We start from the raw sequence: 16,402 nt of genomic DNA on the forward strand, positions 1-16,402 counted from the left end.
GCGTAGCAGCGCCAACGTCCGCTTGTGAACCAAGATGACAGTTGATCGGCAGGTCTTTTGCGCCAGCCCCAACGCCAACGCCCTGCATCAGGGGCGAGACGTCGGGGCCCGGAAGGACGCGGTCTCGCCGCCACCGCCGATAGGCGCCTGATTCAAGCGCTTAGCGCGGAATTCCCTAGGCCCACGACGCACCGGCGCAATAGTCACACATCTGGGCCGCTGTGTGACCGTATGCAAGTATCCGCTTGCAGCTCCTATCACCGCCTCTATTGTGCGAGGAAAATTCCGCAGGGGACTAGATGCGTCGCGTTTCCGCTCGATTGCACCTACTCGGTTTGATCGCCGCCGCTGTTTTTCCGGTCTGGCTTTTTGCGGCCTATCTCCTTGTCCAGTACGCCGTCCGTGAACAAGATCGCTTCAAGGAGGACGCGCTGCAGACAGCACGTCAGGTCGCTCTTGTTGTCGAAGGTGAACTGGTCAACCTTCAGACAGTGATAAAGGGGTTATCCAAATCAACGGCATTGGCCAACGGCGATCTGAAGGCTCTGCACAGAGAGGCACGCAGTCTAATTCAAGGCACGGATCGGATCATACTCCTCCGGGACCTCGACCGTGGTCAGTTGTTCAACACGCAAGCCGAGTATGAGAGCGGACTCCCTCCCGCTGTCCCATTGTCGCCTGCCGATCTCGACAAGCTCAAATCGCATTTGCCATTGGTCAGCGGAGTCTACGCCAGCCCTACGTCGAAAGAGTATCGAATTGCCGTCGCTATTCCAGTGCAAGGCCCGCACGGCGAAAGCTGGCTTCTTGCCCTTACTGTTCCGACCAGCGAGATTCGCGATGTCATGATGCCTGCAGCACCCGCAGGCTGGACGATAGGTATCGGGGATCGCAGCGGCACCTATGTGGCACGCTCTCAGTTGCACGACGAAATGACCGGCAAGCCGGGGCTGCCGGAGTATCTTGAGAAGATCGTGGGAAGTTCCGGGACGTTCACATCGCGCAACTACCAGGGAACGACACTGCTTGCAGGCTACTACCGCTCAGGTCTCTCCGATTGGTTTTATACCGCCAATGTACCCCTGTCCGCAGTTCAGGCTCCGCTCTGGCGTTCTCTCGCCGCTATCTGCGCGATTGGCTTTTTGGCGATGCTATTGTCCTTTGCCCTCGCCTACGTCGTAGGCAAGCGCTTTGCCGGAGCTGCTCGTAATCTTGAGGTTCGCGCTGAGGCGATGGGTAAGGGTCAGCCGGTCACGCCAATGCCGACTTCAGTCTCGGAATTCGCGACCATCGCGGACGCTCTAATTGGGGCAGAGCGCGCCATCGCTGAAAGAACACACGAATTGGAAGCCGTACTCGAAACGGTCCCTGCCGCGGTGTGGTTCACCTATGACCCGCAGGCACTTCAGGTCATTCGCAACCGCTTTGCTGCAGAGCTGATGGGGCTGCCGACCGATACTCGAAGATCCTTCGGCGCTCCTGACATGGTCATCGACACCATCGCCCTCAAAGACGGCCACAAGGTTAGTCGAGCGGATCGGCCGCTTAGCCGGGCCATGCGTGGCGAGCAGACCGACAACGAGGAGTTCGCCTATATCCTACCCTCTGGCGTACAACGCTTCCTGCTCTCGAGTGCGCGCCCTATTCCCGGTTCCAGTGGCAACATCATAGGTGCGGTGCAAATCAGCCTGGACATAACCGATCGCAAGCGCGGCGAGGAACAGCGCAAGCTGCTTGTGAACGAGCTCAACCACCGCGTCAAAAACACTCTTGCTGTAGTCCAGGCGATCGCCAGTCAAACCCTGCGAAACGCTACGAGCCTTCCCGAGGCCGGGCGCACTCTCGCGAGCCGACTCGTCTCTCTTTCGAAAGCGCACGAGATTCTGACCCACGAGAACTGGACGGGTGCCGACCTTAAGGACGTGATTACGGCCTCGGTCTCGCCGCACGCGGTTACAGGTCGGTTTCAGCTTACGGGCTCATCCGTATGGCTACCGCCCAACCTCGCCCTGTCGCTGGCGTTGGCTTTTCATGAACTCACCACCAATGCCATCAAGTATGGCGCCCTCTCGGTGGCCGACGGAACAATCAAAATTGGTTGGGTCGCGATCGATACGGCCGGAGCTCGACGTCTCAGGATCGAATGGCGCGAGCAGGGAGGTCCGCCCGTAAAACCGGCGGAGCGCAAGGGATTCGGCACCAGGATGCTGGAGCGGATTTTCGAGTCCGAATCCGCTGGCACCGTTTCGCTTTCATTTGAGCAGTCAGGCTTAGTTTGCCTCTTCGAAATAGACCTGCCAGGGGTCCAAGTGATCGCACCTGGCTCCCAGTGAAAATTTCGCCGCCAACGCCGAATGATCTGAACTGCCGTGCTACGGTTCTAACTCAGCCATCCTTCGCACCCGCACCGGCGATGAGCGCCTTGATTGTGTCACTTTGGTTCCTGCTGGGTGGACGTATCGGCCAACGTTCCCGAAAACAGCGCGGGGCCGCGCGTCTTGAGCAGCGACAAGGACGTGTAATCAAGGATCGACAACCCGCCATCGACCACAAGCGTCTGACCGGTGATGAAGGATGCTTCCTCGCTTGCGAGGAAGGCCACCGCTGCGGCAATCTCGTTGGGTGTACCCATGCGGTTGAAGACACCCGGCGGGATTTCCCATTCGCCCGAGGAGTTCGTGCTCGACGCAGGTTCTTTTTCATCGAGCTCTGTGGCGATCCAGCCGGGGCTGACACAATTTGCCCGGATTCCGAATGGCGCGCCTTCGACCGCCAGCGAGCGTGTGAGCGCCTCCACCCCCGCCTTCGCAACGCCGTACAATCCCCAGTTTCCGTGCAGTGTGGCCGTCGATGAGATGTTCACGATCGACCCACCGCCGCAGTCGCGCATCACCGGAAGCGCATAGGAGGAGACGAAATAGGTCGAATCGAGATTGGGGCCGCGCAACTTCGACCAGCGCTGGCCCGGCGATTCATTGGCTTCGATGCCTGACCGGCGGGAGCCGACCCCCGCATTGTTGACGACGACGTCCAGACTGCCCCATTGAGCAACCGTCCTCACCAGCGCCTCGACCGCCGTTTCGCTTGCAAGATCACACTGGAAAAAAGTGGCTCTTCCCCCTGCGGCAACAATTTCCGCTTCCACTTCCGAGCCCTTGGCAATGTCGCGACCGACAAGAGCAAGTCTGGCGCCTTCCTTGGCGAAGTACCGCGCTATTCCACGTCCAATTCCCGAATTGCCTCCAGTGACGATTACGACCTTGTCTTCAAAACGCATCTCACCCGCTCTCTAAATCTCACCCGCTCTCCAAATAGTACCATTACTCCAGTACCTGGCAGCGATGAAATTTCGCTGCCAACGCCGATGATCTGAACCGCTGAGCTACGCTTCTAATTAGCTGCTTCAGAGCCCTCACCTGCTCCAAAGCGACTTTGACGAGTTTGGCGCCAGCTGCCCCGCGGTCTCGCCGCGAGCATTTTCTGCATTGCCGGCGCCACGATACCCTGCTGACTTCAGCGAGGCGCTTGAACGGGTGGGGACTTCAATGGTCCCACGCTCGGCAAAGAAGGCGCAGCTGCCGTGCCGCTGAAGCTGATCGTCAGTGATAGTAGATGCCGCCGTCGACGTTGAGCGCCTGCCCCGTGACGAATGCCGATAGGTCCGAGGCGAAGAAAAGCACCGGGCCAACGACATCCTCCGGCGCGCCAAGGCGCTTGAGTGCCGCGACATCTTCCCAATGGCGGATCGCCGCTTCGCTGCCCAGATTGTTCTTGCCCATCTCGGTCAGGATGATGCCGGGACAGATTGCGTTGACGGTGACGCCGTCCATGCCGACCTCCTGCGCCAGCACCCTGGTCAGCGTGATCACGACCGCCTTCGTCGCGGCATAATGGCCCTGCGTCGGCACGCCCTGCCGGCCTGCGATCGAGGCGATGTTGACCACCCTTCCCGATTTTTTGCGCGCATGTGCGGCAACACCGCCTGGCACATCATCAGCACGCCCTTGGCGTTGACGTCAAAATGCGCGTCCCAGTTGGCCTCGTCGAGATCCTGCAGCAGGCTGGGCTTGAGAATGCCGGCATTGTTGACCAGCACGTCGATGCTGCCCGCGGCCTTGAGCAGCGCCTGCGCGGTGGCTTCGATGTCCTGTTTCTTGCTCACATCCATCGTATAGACGTAGGCCTTGCGCCCGGCCGCCTCGATCTCGCCCTTCGTGATCGCGAGCTCAGCCGCCTGCGAGGGTTCCTCAACGGCTTCCTGATGATTGTATGGCAAACAGGCGGCACTCGCAGTTTGGTCTTCTCTAGCCAATGTGCGCATGAATATTCGATAGTCGAACGCAGCATCGCGTTGTGATCCAGTTTGATCTGCGCGGCTTGGGGGCGGGACTGTAGCAGCCACCTGCTACCAACCAGCCGAATTTCGTTGCTATCTAATGTGTGAATGGCGAAGCTGGCTGCGTCAGTGTAGGGTTCGCTGTAAGGAAGAAGAATTCGCCGCGTCCACGGCACTGCCGACGAATCTGGGAGGATTCATGGTCGAGATCATCTCAAAGCGGGACGGCCCGCGACGCGAGGATGTTCAGGTCAAGCGGCTGATCGAGCAGAACCGCTCGACCATCGTTCGCCTCGCCGACCAGATCAGCGGTGGTGGTTATTCGGCGTCCAGGCAGCCGCGCCAGCAACCCAAGGCGGAAGGCCTGATCATCCATGTCGGCGGCAGCACGACAACCGCGACTGACGCCAAGCCGTCCATCCAGGTGACGATGAATGGCCGGGTGATCTCAAAGGATCAGAATACCGGCCGCCAACTTCATCATATCGGCGATGTCCGCAACCGCAACGGAGACCAGACCTTCGTGCTGGCTACGAAGAAGAACGGCTTTTTCTCACCGGTCGACGACACTATCGCCGAGGCGCTTGCCGGGCTGGATGGATCGCGGCTGACGGCGGCTTACAGCGAAGAGCAGCTTGCTGCCGACATCGGGGCGAGACTAGGCATCGACTGAGGACTGATATCCGGCGTGGCTGTGCACGTCCGATCCGCGACAGCATACAGAAATGGCATACCTCAAAGGTACTGTGATGACTGAATGAAACACGCGAGCGGCCCCAATCCTATGAAACCCGGTGCTCTTCCGGCGGGTGCGTCGATCGCCACCGGGCAACTGGTTCTGGACAAGATCGACTATGATGAGCGCGCCACCATGCGTGCGTGGGAGAGTTTTCTTTCCGACGAGCCGACAAGCGCACGCGATCCGGTCCACGTTCGCTCGCTGATCCACGATTCCTGGTATCGCAGCGCCACCGGCGGCATCAATGCGCAAGGCATCGAAGCGCCGCTGAGCAGTGACCGTGACGAGATAGAATACCTGACCCGCGCCAACGCCGAGCTGCTTTCGGCAGCACGGCGATCGTTCGCGTCCCTTGGCCAGTTGCTGGAGGGGACGGGAGCGATGCTGGTGCTCGCCGACAGCGACGGCGTGCTGATCGACGCCATCGGCGACAAGAAGACCTTGCATGACGGCATGGACATTCATCTGGGCATCGGCGGCAAATGGAACGAGGACGCCGTCGGCACCAATGGCATCGGTACCGCGCTGTGGACCGGCGAACCGATCTTCGTCCATGCGGCCGAACATTTCTGCGCCGGCATCAAATCCTGGACCTGCGCCGGTGCGCCAATCCGCGATCCGCTGGACGGCAAGATCGTCGGCGTGGTCGACCTGTCCGGTTATTCGCCGATTTTTCGGCCGCACAACACAGCACTCGTCGCCGCCACCGCCAGGCAGATCGAAAAGGCGCTGGCCGAACAGCAGCAGGAGCAGCGCACGCGCTTGCTCGAGGCCTTCATCTCGTCGGCCCCCAGTTATCGCCGCAAGGATGGGCTGGTGATCGTCGATCATCGCGGCCGCGCGATCTTCTGCAACAACGTGCCCAACGGCGACACGACGGAGATGATGGACGGCCCGATGGAACCGGGCCGCGGCCGCTGGCTGATGAACCTGCCGGCCTCCGGCTCGGAGACCGATCTCGCCAATGCGCTGCCGGCGCATCTGCGATCCTGCCATGTCACGCCGCTGAAGCTCGACGGTGACCTTCGGGGCGCGGCGCTGGTTTTCCCTTCGGTGCCGGTCGTCTCCAGCGTGACCGTGATCGACCGACAGGCGAACAAGCAGCTGCAGACGGCGGCTGCGATGATTGTCGGCGAGAGCGAGAAGCTGCTTGCCGCCATCGATGTCGCCTCCCGCGTCGCAAGATCGAACGGCGTCACCTCGCTGCTGATAGAAGGCGAAACGGGTGTCGGAAAGGAGCTGTTCGCGCGGCTTGTCCATGCCGGCAGCCGGCGCTCGGAAAACGATCCGTTCATCGCCATGAATTGCGGGGCGATCACCAAGGAACTGTTCGGCAGCGAATTGTTCGGTCACGTGGCGGGCGCGTTTACCGGCGCTTCGCGCGACGGCAAGCCGGGCATCTTCGAACTCGCCAATGGCGGCGTGCTCAGCCTCGACGAGATCGGCGAGCTACCGCTCGAAATCCAGCCGTTCCTACTGCGTGTCCTGGAAGAGCGCGTGGTGCATCGCATCGGCGATTCGAAGGGCCGGCCGGTGGATGTGCGGCTGGTCGCCTCGACCAACCGCGACCTCAAGCAGGAAGTGGCTGCCGGGCGCTTCCGCAGCGACCTCTACTACCGCATCGGCGCGGTCTCCATCCACGTCCCGGCGTTGCGCGAGCGTGGCGAGGACGTCCTGCTTTTGATCGAGCACTTCAACAGGCAGATCGCAAAGCTGGCAGGCAATGATCCGCTGGAGTTTTCAAACGACGCGCTCGACGCGCTTCTGGCCTATCGCTGGCCGGGCAATGTGCGCGAACTGAAGAACCTGGTCGAGCGCCTGCATATTCTGGCGCGCGACAGTGCGATCGACCTGCAAGACCTTCCCGGGGAAATCGGCTCGGGCGATCGAAACAGCATGGCCAGGCTCGGGGACCATCCCACGGCCACGCTCGAAGCGCCGGTGTGCTCGTTTGAGGATGCGGAACGCCAGGCGATCAAGAACGCGCTTGCCGCGGAGGGCGGCAATCTCAGCAAGGTTGCGCTGCGGCTTGGGGTTTCCCGGCCGACGCTCTATCGCAAGCTCGGCCAGTACGGCATCCGGCGCGGGTTCCTCTGACACGCAGCAAAAAAGACCCCCACGGCATTCGCGCCATGGGGTTGGGGAATTGCAGCCGATGGATCGGACTGGCGACCGGCCTACGCCTGCATTCCGGCCGAGCGTCAGGGAACGATGACGCCGCGGCCGGTGAACCGCCGGTTCTTGAAATCGTCGAGCGCGGTGTTGATGCTGGCAAGATTGTACTCGGTGTAGTGCATCTTCACCTTGCCGTCGGCGTTGAGTTCCATCAGTTCGACCAGCTCGGTGAAATTGCCGACCAGGCTGCCGCCGATGTTGATCTCCTCGATGACCAGATGCGCGGTCGGCACGTTTATGTTGCCGCCATAGCCGACGACGAACAGTTGCCCGCCCTTGCGCACCATCTTCCAGCAGATGTTCTCGACGCCGAGTTCGCCGACGAAGTCGATGACCACATGGGCGCCGCCGCCGGTGATCTGGCTGACCTCCTCGACGACGTTTGGCCCGCCATCAAGGATGAAGTCGGCACCCAGATCCTTGGCCAGAACCCGCGCAGCCGGCTCGCGATCGACGGCGATGATCCGGCAACCCGAGATCGCGTGCAGCGATTGCAGCGCGATATGGCCGAGCCCGCCGATGCCGAGCAGCACGCAGTAGCTTCCTGGTCGCAGCAGTTTGGCGGCGCGCTTGGCGGCGCGGTAGGCGGTGATGCCGGCATCGGCCAGCGGCGCCACTTCGATCGGCGTGACATTGGCGTTCAGCTTGATCAGCGAACGTTCGCTGGTGATGAAATACTCGGCGAAGCCGCCATTCATGCCAAGGCCGGGAAATTGGCCGTTGTCGCAGTACATGTCCTCGCCATGGCGGCAATTGAGGCAGATGCCGCATGAGCGGAACGGATGGCAGATAACCGCATCGCCGCGCTTGACCGATTTTACACCGCTGCCGACCTCCTCGACCCATCCCGCATTTTCGTGACCCATGATGTAGGGCAAGAGCGTGCCCTCGGGATCCATGGTCGGCTTCCACACGCCTTCGATGATGTGCAGATCGGTGCGGCAGAGGCCGGCGGCACCCACCCGCACGATCACCTCGTCCGGCGCGGTGATCGTCGGCGCCTTGACCTCCTCGATCTTGAGCTGAACATTCACCTTCGGGTCGTATTCGTACAGCCTGGCAGCTTTCATCGTCTTGTCCTCTCAGCGTCGAGTTTGTCTGGAATGGTTCAAGCGCGGCCGAGCTTTTCGGAACCGCCGCCCCGCGCAGGGCCTGCGGTCGGATCCTCATCCTCGGCAAGATCGCCGATCAGCGTTTCGGTGGTCAGGATCAGCGTCGCCACCGAAGCCGCATTGGCGAGCGCGGTGTAGGTGACGCGGACGGGATCGATAATCCCTGCCTCGAACATGTTCTGGTAGCTGCCGGCGGATGCGTTATAGCCGTAGCCGCCATTGATCCGCGTCACCTCGGCGACGACGGCTTCGGGATCGGCGCCGGCATTGGCGGCAATGCGCCACAGCGGCCGCGACAGAACCGAGCGCACCAGGCGCACGCCTTCGGCGGTATCGCCGTCCACCCCGGCCGCCACCTTGTCGAGCAGCGGCGCGATCTGGGCGAGTGCCGAGCCGCCGCCGGCGACCACGCCCTCTTCGGACGCGGCGCGCACCGCATTCAGCGAATCCTCGATGAGCTGAATGGTTCGCTTCTGCTCGACCGGCGTGACCCCACCGGCATAGAGGATTGCTGTGCCGCCGGAGAGCTTGGCCAGGCGTTCGCGCAGCTTGTCCTGGTCGATATTCGGCGGCGAAGCTTCGTACTGCCGCTGCACCTGGGCGCGGCGCGACACGATTGCGGCATGATCGCCGCCGCCGCGAATGATCGAGGTGTAGGACGAACTGGTTTTCACCCGGTCGGCCGTGCCGAGATCCTCGGCGGTGATGTCTTCCAGTCGGCCGCCGAGATCGCGCGCGATCACCTTGCCGCCGGTGATGATGGCCAGATCCTCCATCATCGCCTTGCGCCAATGGCCATATTCCGGCGGATGGACGACGAGGTATTTTCCCGGCCCTTGCTTGCCGAGCAGCGTCACCACCACTTCCGGCGACATCTCCTCGGATACGATCAGCAATGGCCGGCCATTCTCGTCGGCAATGCGGCGAACCGCATCGAGCTGTCCCGGCTCCTTGATCTTGAGGTCAGTCATTAGGATGTAGGGCCGTTCGAGAACCGCCTCCATCTTCTCCTGGTCGGTCACCATATGATGCGAGAGATAGCCGCGTTCGAAGGACATGCCCTCGACGACGTCGAGCGTGGTCTCGGTGGTGACGCTGAAATCGGTGGTGATGACGCCTTCGGCACCCACCCGCTGATGCGCCTCCGCCACCAGGGCGCCAAGTTTGGCGTTGGTCGCCGCAATGTTGGCGACCGACGCCAGGATGCCGTTGCCCTTGGCGGGTTTGGCGGAAGTCTTGAGCGCGGCCACCACCGCCGCCACGGCAAGGTCGATGCCCTTGCACAGATCGACGGATTTCACCCCGCGCTCGTTCGCTTCGACGCCGCCCTGGATCAGCGCATTGGCGAGCACGATGGCTGTCGTGGTGCCATCGCCGGCGACCTCGTTGGTCTGCATCGATACTTCGCGGACGACTTGCGCGCCCATGTTTTCGAAACGGTCGTGCAACTCGATCTCGGAGGCGATGCTGACACCGTCGCGGGTCACCATCGGCGTGCCGATCGGCCGGTCGATCATGGCATTCATGCCTTTAGGGCCGAGCGTCGGCTCGACGGCGGCGGCGAGCCGGAAGACGCCGCGGGCGAGAGCGCGGCGAGCTTCGGAATTATGAAGCATTATCTTGGGCATGGTTCCTCCTTCCGCCTTACGGGCGGGTTGTTGGTTAGGGGCCTCGTGCAAGGGAGGCCGTTGCTGTCGGCTCTGCTTCAGGCGGTTGGTGCAACTCGCACCGGCACGCGATCCATGATGAAATCGACCAACGTCGGTTCGCCGTCGACCACATCCAGTTCCTTGTATCTGGTCTGCTTGAGTCCCCGGCACAGCGCGCCGTTGAACTCCATGTTGATGCGCACACCGCGCAACTCGGCGAGGTAGGCTGTGAGGGCGGCAGGCGGTATGGGTTGCCCTTCCCAGGTCACGAAGGCGGGTTCGTCAGCCCTGCGGCCGGGAAAACGCTCAAGCAGGGCCGCCCGGTATCTCGGCTTCTGTTTGGCTGCCTCGCCCGGCTCGAAACGCGCGACGTCATATGCCGGCAGGCCCATGCCGAGGATTTCGCGATCGGTAAGACCATGCGCCTTGAGGCCGCGCAGAGGTGCCTCCTGTCGCCGCTTGAAGGCCTTCATCGCGAAGGTTTCGCGCAAGGCGCCGAGATCCTGATCCTCGGCAAGCACGGCGAAGATGTCGCCGAACGCCTTGCCGGCCTCCATACCGCGATTGATCTCTTCGGCGAACATGTGATCGTGCAGCTTGACGCGATAGCCCGGTGACCAGGAAAGCTGGTCGAGTGCCTTGCGCACACCGTCCAGCATCAGGAACGCGAAGTTGGGCGAGCACCAGTAGGTCGGCAGCCGAAAATCTATCTCCACGCTGCCATCGCCCTTCACCTCCGCTCGCTCGACGAAACCCATCTCGGTGATGGGTTCGTCGAGTTCCGGGTCGTTGACCTCACCCAGGCGCCGCCAGAGTTCCTTCTGGCAGTCGCCGGAAATGCTGGCGGTTGCCATGGCCCTTACTCCGCCGCGATGCTGAAGGGCGAACTGGCGAGCGCCTTCTTCTTGGCTTCGACGTCGATGTCGTAGAGACGCGCGGCGTTGAGGCCGAGGATCTTCTCCTTGATCTCGTCGGTCAGTTGCACACCCCGTTCGGCGGCGATATCCTGCGGGATCTGGTAGGCCCAGAATTTCTCGACCAGCCAGCGCGGCGTCCAGATCGCATAGTCGGAGCCGAACAGGATCTTCTCCGGCCCGAGCCAGAACAGAAGCTCGGCGATGACCTCGCCGAAATAGCGCGGGCGTGCGTGGATGAAGGGCAGTGCCACCGCCAAGCCGCCATAGACGTTGGTTTCCTGCGTGGCGATCCAGCAGAAATCGTCGAGACGCGGCAGGCCACAATGCTCGACGATCCAGTTGAGGCCCTGGAAATCCGTCGCCGCGTGGTCAACGTCATGCACGTCGAAGGCGTCCTTCGAAAGTGGAATGATCGTCGGTCCCTTGTGGACGTGAATGTTGCGGATGCCGAGCTTGTCGCAGAGTTCGAAGCATTTGTAGGCATCGGGATCGGTGAGCTTCCAGCCTTTGGAGGCGCCGTTCCACTCGGCCGTGTACATCTTCACGCCCTTGACGTTATAGGTCTCCTTGAGGAAGTGGATGTACTCCAGCGCCTTCTCGCCATCGCGCGGGTCGAAGGCGCCGTTGACGATGAAACGCTCGGGGTAGCGCTTGGCCACCTCGGCATTGCGCTCGATCGTGTTGAAGCCGTTCTTGTAGAAATCCTTGAGATAGGTCGACTGGACGATCGCCATATCGTCGGGACCGTCGATGAACAGGTCGCGATAGAGATCGTCGGCGCTGTATTTCTCGAACTTGCTCTTCTCCCACAGCTGTTCCTTGGGGCTCAAGCCCGTGTGGTAGGCATAGAAGCACTCGATGAACTGCTTGCCGTGGATGTTCTTCTGGTTCTCCGGGCTGCCGTCCCAGAAATGGGTGTGGCCGTCGACCACGAAAATGTCCTTGCCTTCCGGTGTTCTGTACATTGTTGCCTCCGCAGCAAATCGCGTTGAACGGTTCGGCGCGCCGCACCCAGCGGCGCGCCAGATTTTTTCGGTGGCTATTCGATGTATTCAAACATCTCGTCCATGTTGCCGAACAGGATCACGGTGTTGTCGTCGACGCGAACCATGCGGCCGTAATGGGTGGAGGTGTTGACCTCGAAGGTCTCGGCCGACATCTCACGGCCGAGATATTCGCCGATCGCGTCCATCTTGAAGATCAGCTTGCCGTCGCCGTCGATGCGGATCAGTGCCGGCTGGTAGGTGATGGTCACCCCAGGCTTCTGCCCCATGAATTCGGCGATGGCGCGTGCCTCGACCGAGTCGTTCATGGTGACGCCGCACTGATGCGAAATCGTCTGCTCGAAGGTGATATCCTTCATCGCCTTGAAGATGTTGGAATGCGTTGCGTCGCGTGCAGATAGTGACATGACGATTTTCTCCTGTTTCAGCGCTTGAGGCCGAGTTCGCCAAGGATCTGGCCAATCCGTTCCTCGGATTTGGCGCGGACATCGACGAATGCGACGGGCTTGGAATGCGGCATCGACCAGATCGGCTGCAGGCCGGTGGCTGCCTTGTCGGCGAGTGCGCCGTGCTTCTTGACCCAGCCCTGGAAGAGCTTCTTGTTCGCCGCGCCGTATTTCTCGTCGTTGGCGAGCATGTGAATCAGGTCGATCGTGTTGGCGAGGTTGCGCTCGTAGTCCGCCTCGGCCGCCGAGATCACCGCAGGCGTGATGAAGTCGTGGTTGGCGGCGGCGATCTGCATCAGGAAACCGGAGCGGAACACCTCGCCGACCAGCGGCTCGAAGACGATGTTGATGGCGAAATACTGCTCGAGATAATCGGTCGCGCCCATGATGGTCTCGACCGCTTCGCGCGTGCCCTGCCAGTTCTTGTCCTCGAGCCAGGTCTTCTTGCCGAGTTCGTCGTCCCAGCCCGGCAGGTCCATGCCGATCTCGGCAAGGTAGAGCGTGATGTCCTGGGCAAGCCGCAGCTTGTATGACGAGTTGGTCAGCGTCGCGTTGTTGATCATCTGGGTGTAGCCGTAACGCTGCGCCTGCATCAGCGAGGTGCCGAGCCCGAATTCGGCATGTTTCCAGGCGCCGAGCTGCGTCTGCAGGATCTTGACCCAGGCCTTGTCGAAGGTCTTCGGCGCACCCGACTTGCGGGCATTGTTGATGACGCTTTGCACCATCGTCTCGATCTTCGACTGGCGCTGGTAGTGCGTGCGCTCCCACTCCTGGTCGGGGGCGCGGAAGGCATGCCAGTTGGAGCTCTGGGCGGCGGTGTTCTGCTTGACATAGGCGCCCTTGCCGTCGGCGAAGGAGATGATCCAGTCCTGGATCAGGTAGCGTTCCGGATCGGGCTGAACGTCGACCGTCATGTCTTCGTAGTGTGTGGCACGCTGGCCTTTCGGCTCGAAGTACCGGTATTTCCGGCTGTCGGAGTCGGCGAAGATCGCGGCACCAGCGGCACCGGAACCGACTGAACTCGAGGTTGCAGGCATAGTCTCTCTCCCTTGTTGCAGTTGTGGTTGGCTTGGCACGACCGCCCTCAATGGGCCGGCGTTGCGCCTGCCGATGTGGTGAATTTGTCGAAGAAGATCCGCTCGGTCTCGAAGCCGTTCATGAACAGCACCGGCTGCAGCGCATCGATCATCGGCGGCGGGCCACAGGCATGGACATCGCCCTGCCCGTCGACCGCCAATTGCTTGAGCTTGGCATCGACACTCTGGTGCACGAAGCCACGCTCGCCTTGCCATTCGGCGTCGTCATTGGCGTGCGACAGCACGGGAATGAAGGTGACGTCGGAATGATTACCGACCAACTCGGCGATCCTGTCGAGATAGAACAGGTCGTTGCGGGTGCGGGCGCCGTAGAAGAAATAGACCGGACGTTTCTCGCCGCTCTTCAGGTGGTCGTTGAGGATCGACCAGATCGGCGACATGCCCGAACCGGCGCCGACCAGGATTAGCGGTCCTTGCCGTTCGTCGCGGCGGAAGCAGGTTCCGTAGGGTCCGACGACGGTGACTTCGGCTCCGGCCCTGATGCCTCCGGAATCGAGTTCTCCCGAGAACTTTCCTTCGGGGTATTTTTTGATGATGAAGGAGAGTTTTTGGGTTTGGTCCGGCGTATTTGCCATGGAGAACGAGCGCGTAATCGTCTCCCCTTTTTGCGTGGTAACCGTGATGTCGACATATTGCCCCGCCCAAAACTTCATCGGCGAGCCGAGTTCGATCTCGATGCCGCGAATGTCGTGGGTCAGCTGCTCGATGCGAGCAATCCGGCCCTTGTATGTTTTAACGGCGATCGCCTTCGCCAGAATCTCCTCGTCGTAGTTGAGAAGCTCGACTTCCAGGTCGGAGTAGGCGATGCAACGGCACAACAGGACGTGCCCGTTTTCCTTCTCCATGTCGTTCAGCGCGAAGGTCGAGTATTTCAGCATGTCGACTTCGCCTTCGAGCAGCACGCTTTTGCAGGCCGAGCACTGCCCCTCCTTGCAGCCGTGCGGCAGCGCGATGCCCTGACGAAACGCGGCGTTGAGCACCGTTTCGCCATTCTCGACATCGAACTCGACACCGACTGGGCTGAGCCTGACCGTGTGGGTTTCCGACATACGGACCTCCAGTGAAAGCAAGGGGCGGGATGAACCCGCCCCCTGGCCTGATCAGTTGCAAGGATTGATGGTGAAGCCGGCCCGGTATTCGGCCAGATGCTTCTCACGGTCCGCGGGCGACATGGCACGCAGCGCGTTGAGCGGCGATCCGAGCGTGTTGCCGCGCACATCGTCAAGCGTCCACATCTCCTTGTCGTCGAAGCGCAGATGCGGTTGCGGAACCAGCGTCTTGCCGTCGGAGCGGACGAAGTTCAGGTCCTTGATGGCATCAGCCAGGTCCCAGCCGTCATAGAGCGTCTCCCACTCGCGCTTGCCGCTGAAACGGCCCATCGCGGGCGTCGGACGGCCCTCATACTCGTCGTTGAAGGCGACCATCGTGGTCCAGCGGTCGAGCTCGTGAGCGAATGTGTAGAGTTCGCCGTTGATCTCGCCGACCACCATGTCCTCGCGGATCAGGCAGGGGACGAGGCAAGACCAGCAGCGGTGCGGATAGACGTAGCCGACATCGCTGTTGAACAGCAGCACCTTCTCGCCCTTGTGGCTGAGCTTGGCGTACCATTTCCAGAAGTCGCCGAATTCGGCGTACCAGCCCGGATACTTGTGCTCGAACCACTCGAAGTCCTTGTCCGTCTGGGCCTCGATGCGCCAGAAATTGACCGGCCAGCCGACCGCGAAGAACTGCCCGACCTTGTGGACGTAGTTCTTCTTGGTGATGCGCTCCCAAGCCGCCTGGACGTCGTCGTGATGGACCTTGATGCCGTATTTCTCGAGCGGCAGCATGTAGGTGCGATAGTAGTCCTCATAGATCCAGCGGTGCCACATTTCCGCGTAGGACTCCTTGTTCTTATCGCGGTTGGTGGTGCCGTATTCGATGAAGGTGCCGATGGCCGCATCGACGATCGCGTGGTTCTGCCAGAAGGCGTAGCGCAGGTCGCGTTCAAGCAGCAGATGGTTCTCCGGCTCCTTGAGCGCCGCCATCAGCAGCGAATGGCCATTGCCGATATGCCGGCTCTCGTCCGACTGCACCGACAGGAAGACGGTCGGCAGCGCATAGTCGCCGTTGCGGGCGGCCTCCGAAGGCATGGCGACGAACAGCGTGTTGGTGAAGGCGGTCTCGGCCACCACGGTCAGGTACATGCAGGCGGCGGTCATCGTGTCGCCGGTGATGAAGCCTTCGGCGAACTGCCGGCCGATGGTGGTGGCGTAGCACTTTCCGAAGGCTTCCTCGGTGATGTCGAAGCCGGCCGGGTCGATGTAGTTCTCCATGTACCATTTCTTCAAATTCATCTGGATCGTCGAGTGACGGAACTCGTCGATCATCTGCATGGTGAAGCCGGTTCTGAGTTCCTCACCGGGCGCGATGCGGGCAACCATCGCCATCGAGCGGGCGGCGGAGATTTCGGGGAAGGGAATGATGGCCAGGAAGAGCTTCATCCACTCGACCCAGCGCGGTTCGACGTTGCGGAACATGTCGCCGCGCAATGCCGCGTCGAGCGCGCCATAGACGCGATTGTCCTTTTCTTCCTGCATCGGGAAATAGGACCGCAAAACCTGTTTCATCGGGTCGCGCGGCGTCTTGTTGATCTTGTAGTCGGTCGGAAACGTCATCGCTTCCTGCACGTAGGAAGGATTCCAGCCGAGGTCGGCAATCTTCTTGGTCGCCTCGCCCACGGAGATTCCGCGCTGCGAGGTAATCTTGTTGAGCGTCAGAGACGTCATCTCATAAGCCTCCACCAGGTTTGAGCCGCGGGTCCCTTGACCCCGGCATGAAGCGGCACAAAAGCACCGCCAGTGAGAGTGCGAACGGCGTGACAAGGGGTTGCGCGGCAACGCGCTCGACAAGGTCGGGCCGTTCAAGTGGATCGGGCAAAGGTGTTC

The 16,402-nt window shown here is 61.4% G+C and carries 14 protein-coding genes; 3 read left to right on the forward strand and 11 right to left on the reverse strand.

Features of this window, described 5'->3' with window-relative positions:
- Positions 1-299: 299 nt before the first annotated feature.
- Positions 300-2,333: an HWE histidine kinase domain-containing protein gene (locus FJ938_RS10230; RefSeq protein WP_140693289.1), complete on the forward strand. Its 2,034-nt coding sequence runs from the start codon at positions 300-302 to the stop codon at positions 2,331-2,333.
- 98 nt (positions 2,334-2,431) lie between these two features.
- Here FJ938_RS10230 and FJ938_RS10235 read toward each other — a convergent pair whose 3' ends face one another.
- The 3 genes from FJ938_RS10235 to FJ938_RS29865 form a co-directional block, all read right to left on the reverse strand.
- The gene (locus tag FJ938_RS10235) at positions 2,432-3,277 is read right to left on the reverse strand and encodes an SDR family NAD(P)-dependent oxidoreductase (protein ID WP_140693292.1); all 846 of its coding nucleotides are present in this window, start codon (positions 3,275-3,277) and stop codon (positions 2,432-2,434) included.
- Between the two features lie 322 nt (positions 3,278-3,599).
- Positions 3,600-3,944 carry an SDR family oxidoreductase gene (locus FJ938_RS29860; protein WP_246673252.1) on the reverse strand — a complete coding sequence of 115 codons (345 nt, stop codon included), beginning with the start codon at positions 3,942-3,944 and terminating at the stop codon, positions 3,600-3,602.
- Positions 3,866-4,321, reverse strand: coding sequence for an SDR family NAD(P)-dependent oxidoreductase (locus FJ938_RS29865; protein ID WP_246673254.1), 456 nt, complete (start codon positions 4,319-4,321; stop codon positions 3,866-3,868). Before FJ938_RS29865 ends, FJ938_RS29860 begins: the two co-directional genes overlap by 79 nt.
- 214 nt (positions 4,322-4,535) lie before the next feature.
- Between FJ938_RS29865 and FJ938_RS10245 the strand changes: the two genes are divergently transcribed.
- Both FJ938_RS10245 and FJ938_RS10250 read left to right on the forward strand, forming a co-directional pair.
- The gene (locus FJ938_RS10245; RefSeq protein WP_140611905.1) at positions 4,536-5,009 is read left to right on the forward strand and encodes a hypothetical protein; all 474 of its coding nucleotides are present in this window, start codon (positions 4,536-4,538) and stop codon (positions 5,007-5,009) included.
- Positions 5,010-5,093: 84 nt separating this feature from the next.
- Positions 5,094-7,172: a sigma-54-dependent Fis family transcriptional regulator gene (locus tag FJ938_RS10250; protein WP_140693295.1), complete on the forward strand. Its 2,079-nt coding sequence runs from the start codon at positions 5,094-5,096 to the stop codon at positions 7,170-7,172.
- Between the two features lie 104 nt (positions 7,173-7,276).
- Here the strand turns inward: FJ938_RS10250 and FJ938_RS10255 are convergent, their stop codons facing one another.
- The 8 genes from FJ938_RS10255 to FJ938_RS10290 all read right to left on the reverse strand — a co-directional run bounded on the left by FJ938_RS10255 (position 7,277) and on the right by FJ938_RS10290 (position 16,243).
- The gene (locus FJ938_RS10255) at positions 7,277-8,320 is read right to left on the reverse strand and encodes an NAD(P)-dependent alcohol dehydrogenase (protein ID WP_140693297.1); all 1,044 of its coding nucleotides are present in this window, start codon (positions 8,318-8,320) and stop codon (positions 7,277-7,279) included.
- 38 nt (positions 8,321-8,358) lie between these two features.
- Positions 8,359-9,990 carry a molecular chaperone GroEL gene (locus tag FJ938_RS10260; protein ID WP_140693300.1) on the reverse strand — a complete coding sequence of 544 codons (1,632 nt, stop codon included), beginning with the start codon at positions 9,988-9,990 and terminating at the stop codon, positions 8,359-8,361.
- Between the two features lie 77 nt (positions 9,991-10,067).
- Entirely contained in the window at positions 10,068-10,865 is a 798-nt protein-coding gene (locus tag FJ938_RS10265; RefSeq protein WP_140693302.1) for an iron-sulfur cluster assembly protein, read from the reverse strand.
- A gap of 5 nt (positions 10,866-10,870) precedes the next feature.
- Positions 10,871-11,893, reverse strand: a complete 1,023-nt coding sequence (locus FJ938_RS10270) for an amidohydrolase family protein (protein WP_140693304.1) — start codon at positions 11,891-11,893, stop codon at positions 10,871-10,873.
- Positions 11,894-11,967: 74 nt separating this feature from the next.
- A complete protein-coding gene (locus FJ938_RS10275) occupies positions 11,968-12,339 on the reverse strand; it encodes an MmoB/DmpM family protein (RefSeq protein ID WP_056565037.1) in 372 nt (123 codons plus the stop codon).
- Positions 12,340-12,356: 17 nt separating this feature from the next.
- Positions 12,357-13,415: an aromatic/alkene monooxygenase hydroxylase subunit beta gene (locus tag FJ938_RS10280; RefSeq protein ID WP_140693307.1), complete on the reverse strand. Its 1,059-nt coding sequence runs from the start codon at positions 13,413-13,415 to the stop codon at positions 12,357-12,359.
- A gap of 47 nt (positions 13,416-13,462) precedes the next feature.
- Positions 13,463-14,524 carry a 2Fe-2S iron-sulfur cluster binding domain-containing protein gene (locus FJ938_RS10285; RefSeq protein ID WP_140610909.1) on the reverse strand — a complete coding sequence of 354 codons (1,062 nt, stop codon included), beginning with the start codon at positions 14,522-14,524 and terminating at the stop codon, positions 13,463-13,465.
- Between the two features lie 51 nt (positions 14,525-14,575).
- Positions 14,576-16,243, reverse strand: coding sequence for an aromatic/alkene/methane monooxygenase hydroxylase/oxygenase subunit alpha (locus tag FJ938_RS10290; protein ID WP_056565045.1), 1,668 nt, complete (start codon positions 16,241-16,243; stop codon positions 14,576-14,578).
- Positions 16,244-16,402 lie beyond the last annotated feature (159 nt).

The organism is Mesorhizobium sp. B2-4-14 (assembly GCF_006442155.1).
Lineage (GTDB): Bacteria > Pseudomonadota > Alphaproteobacteria > Rhizobiales > Rhizobiaceae > Mesorhizobium.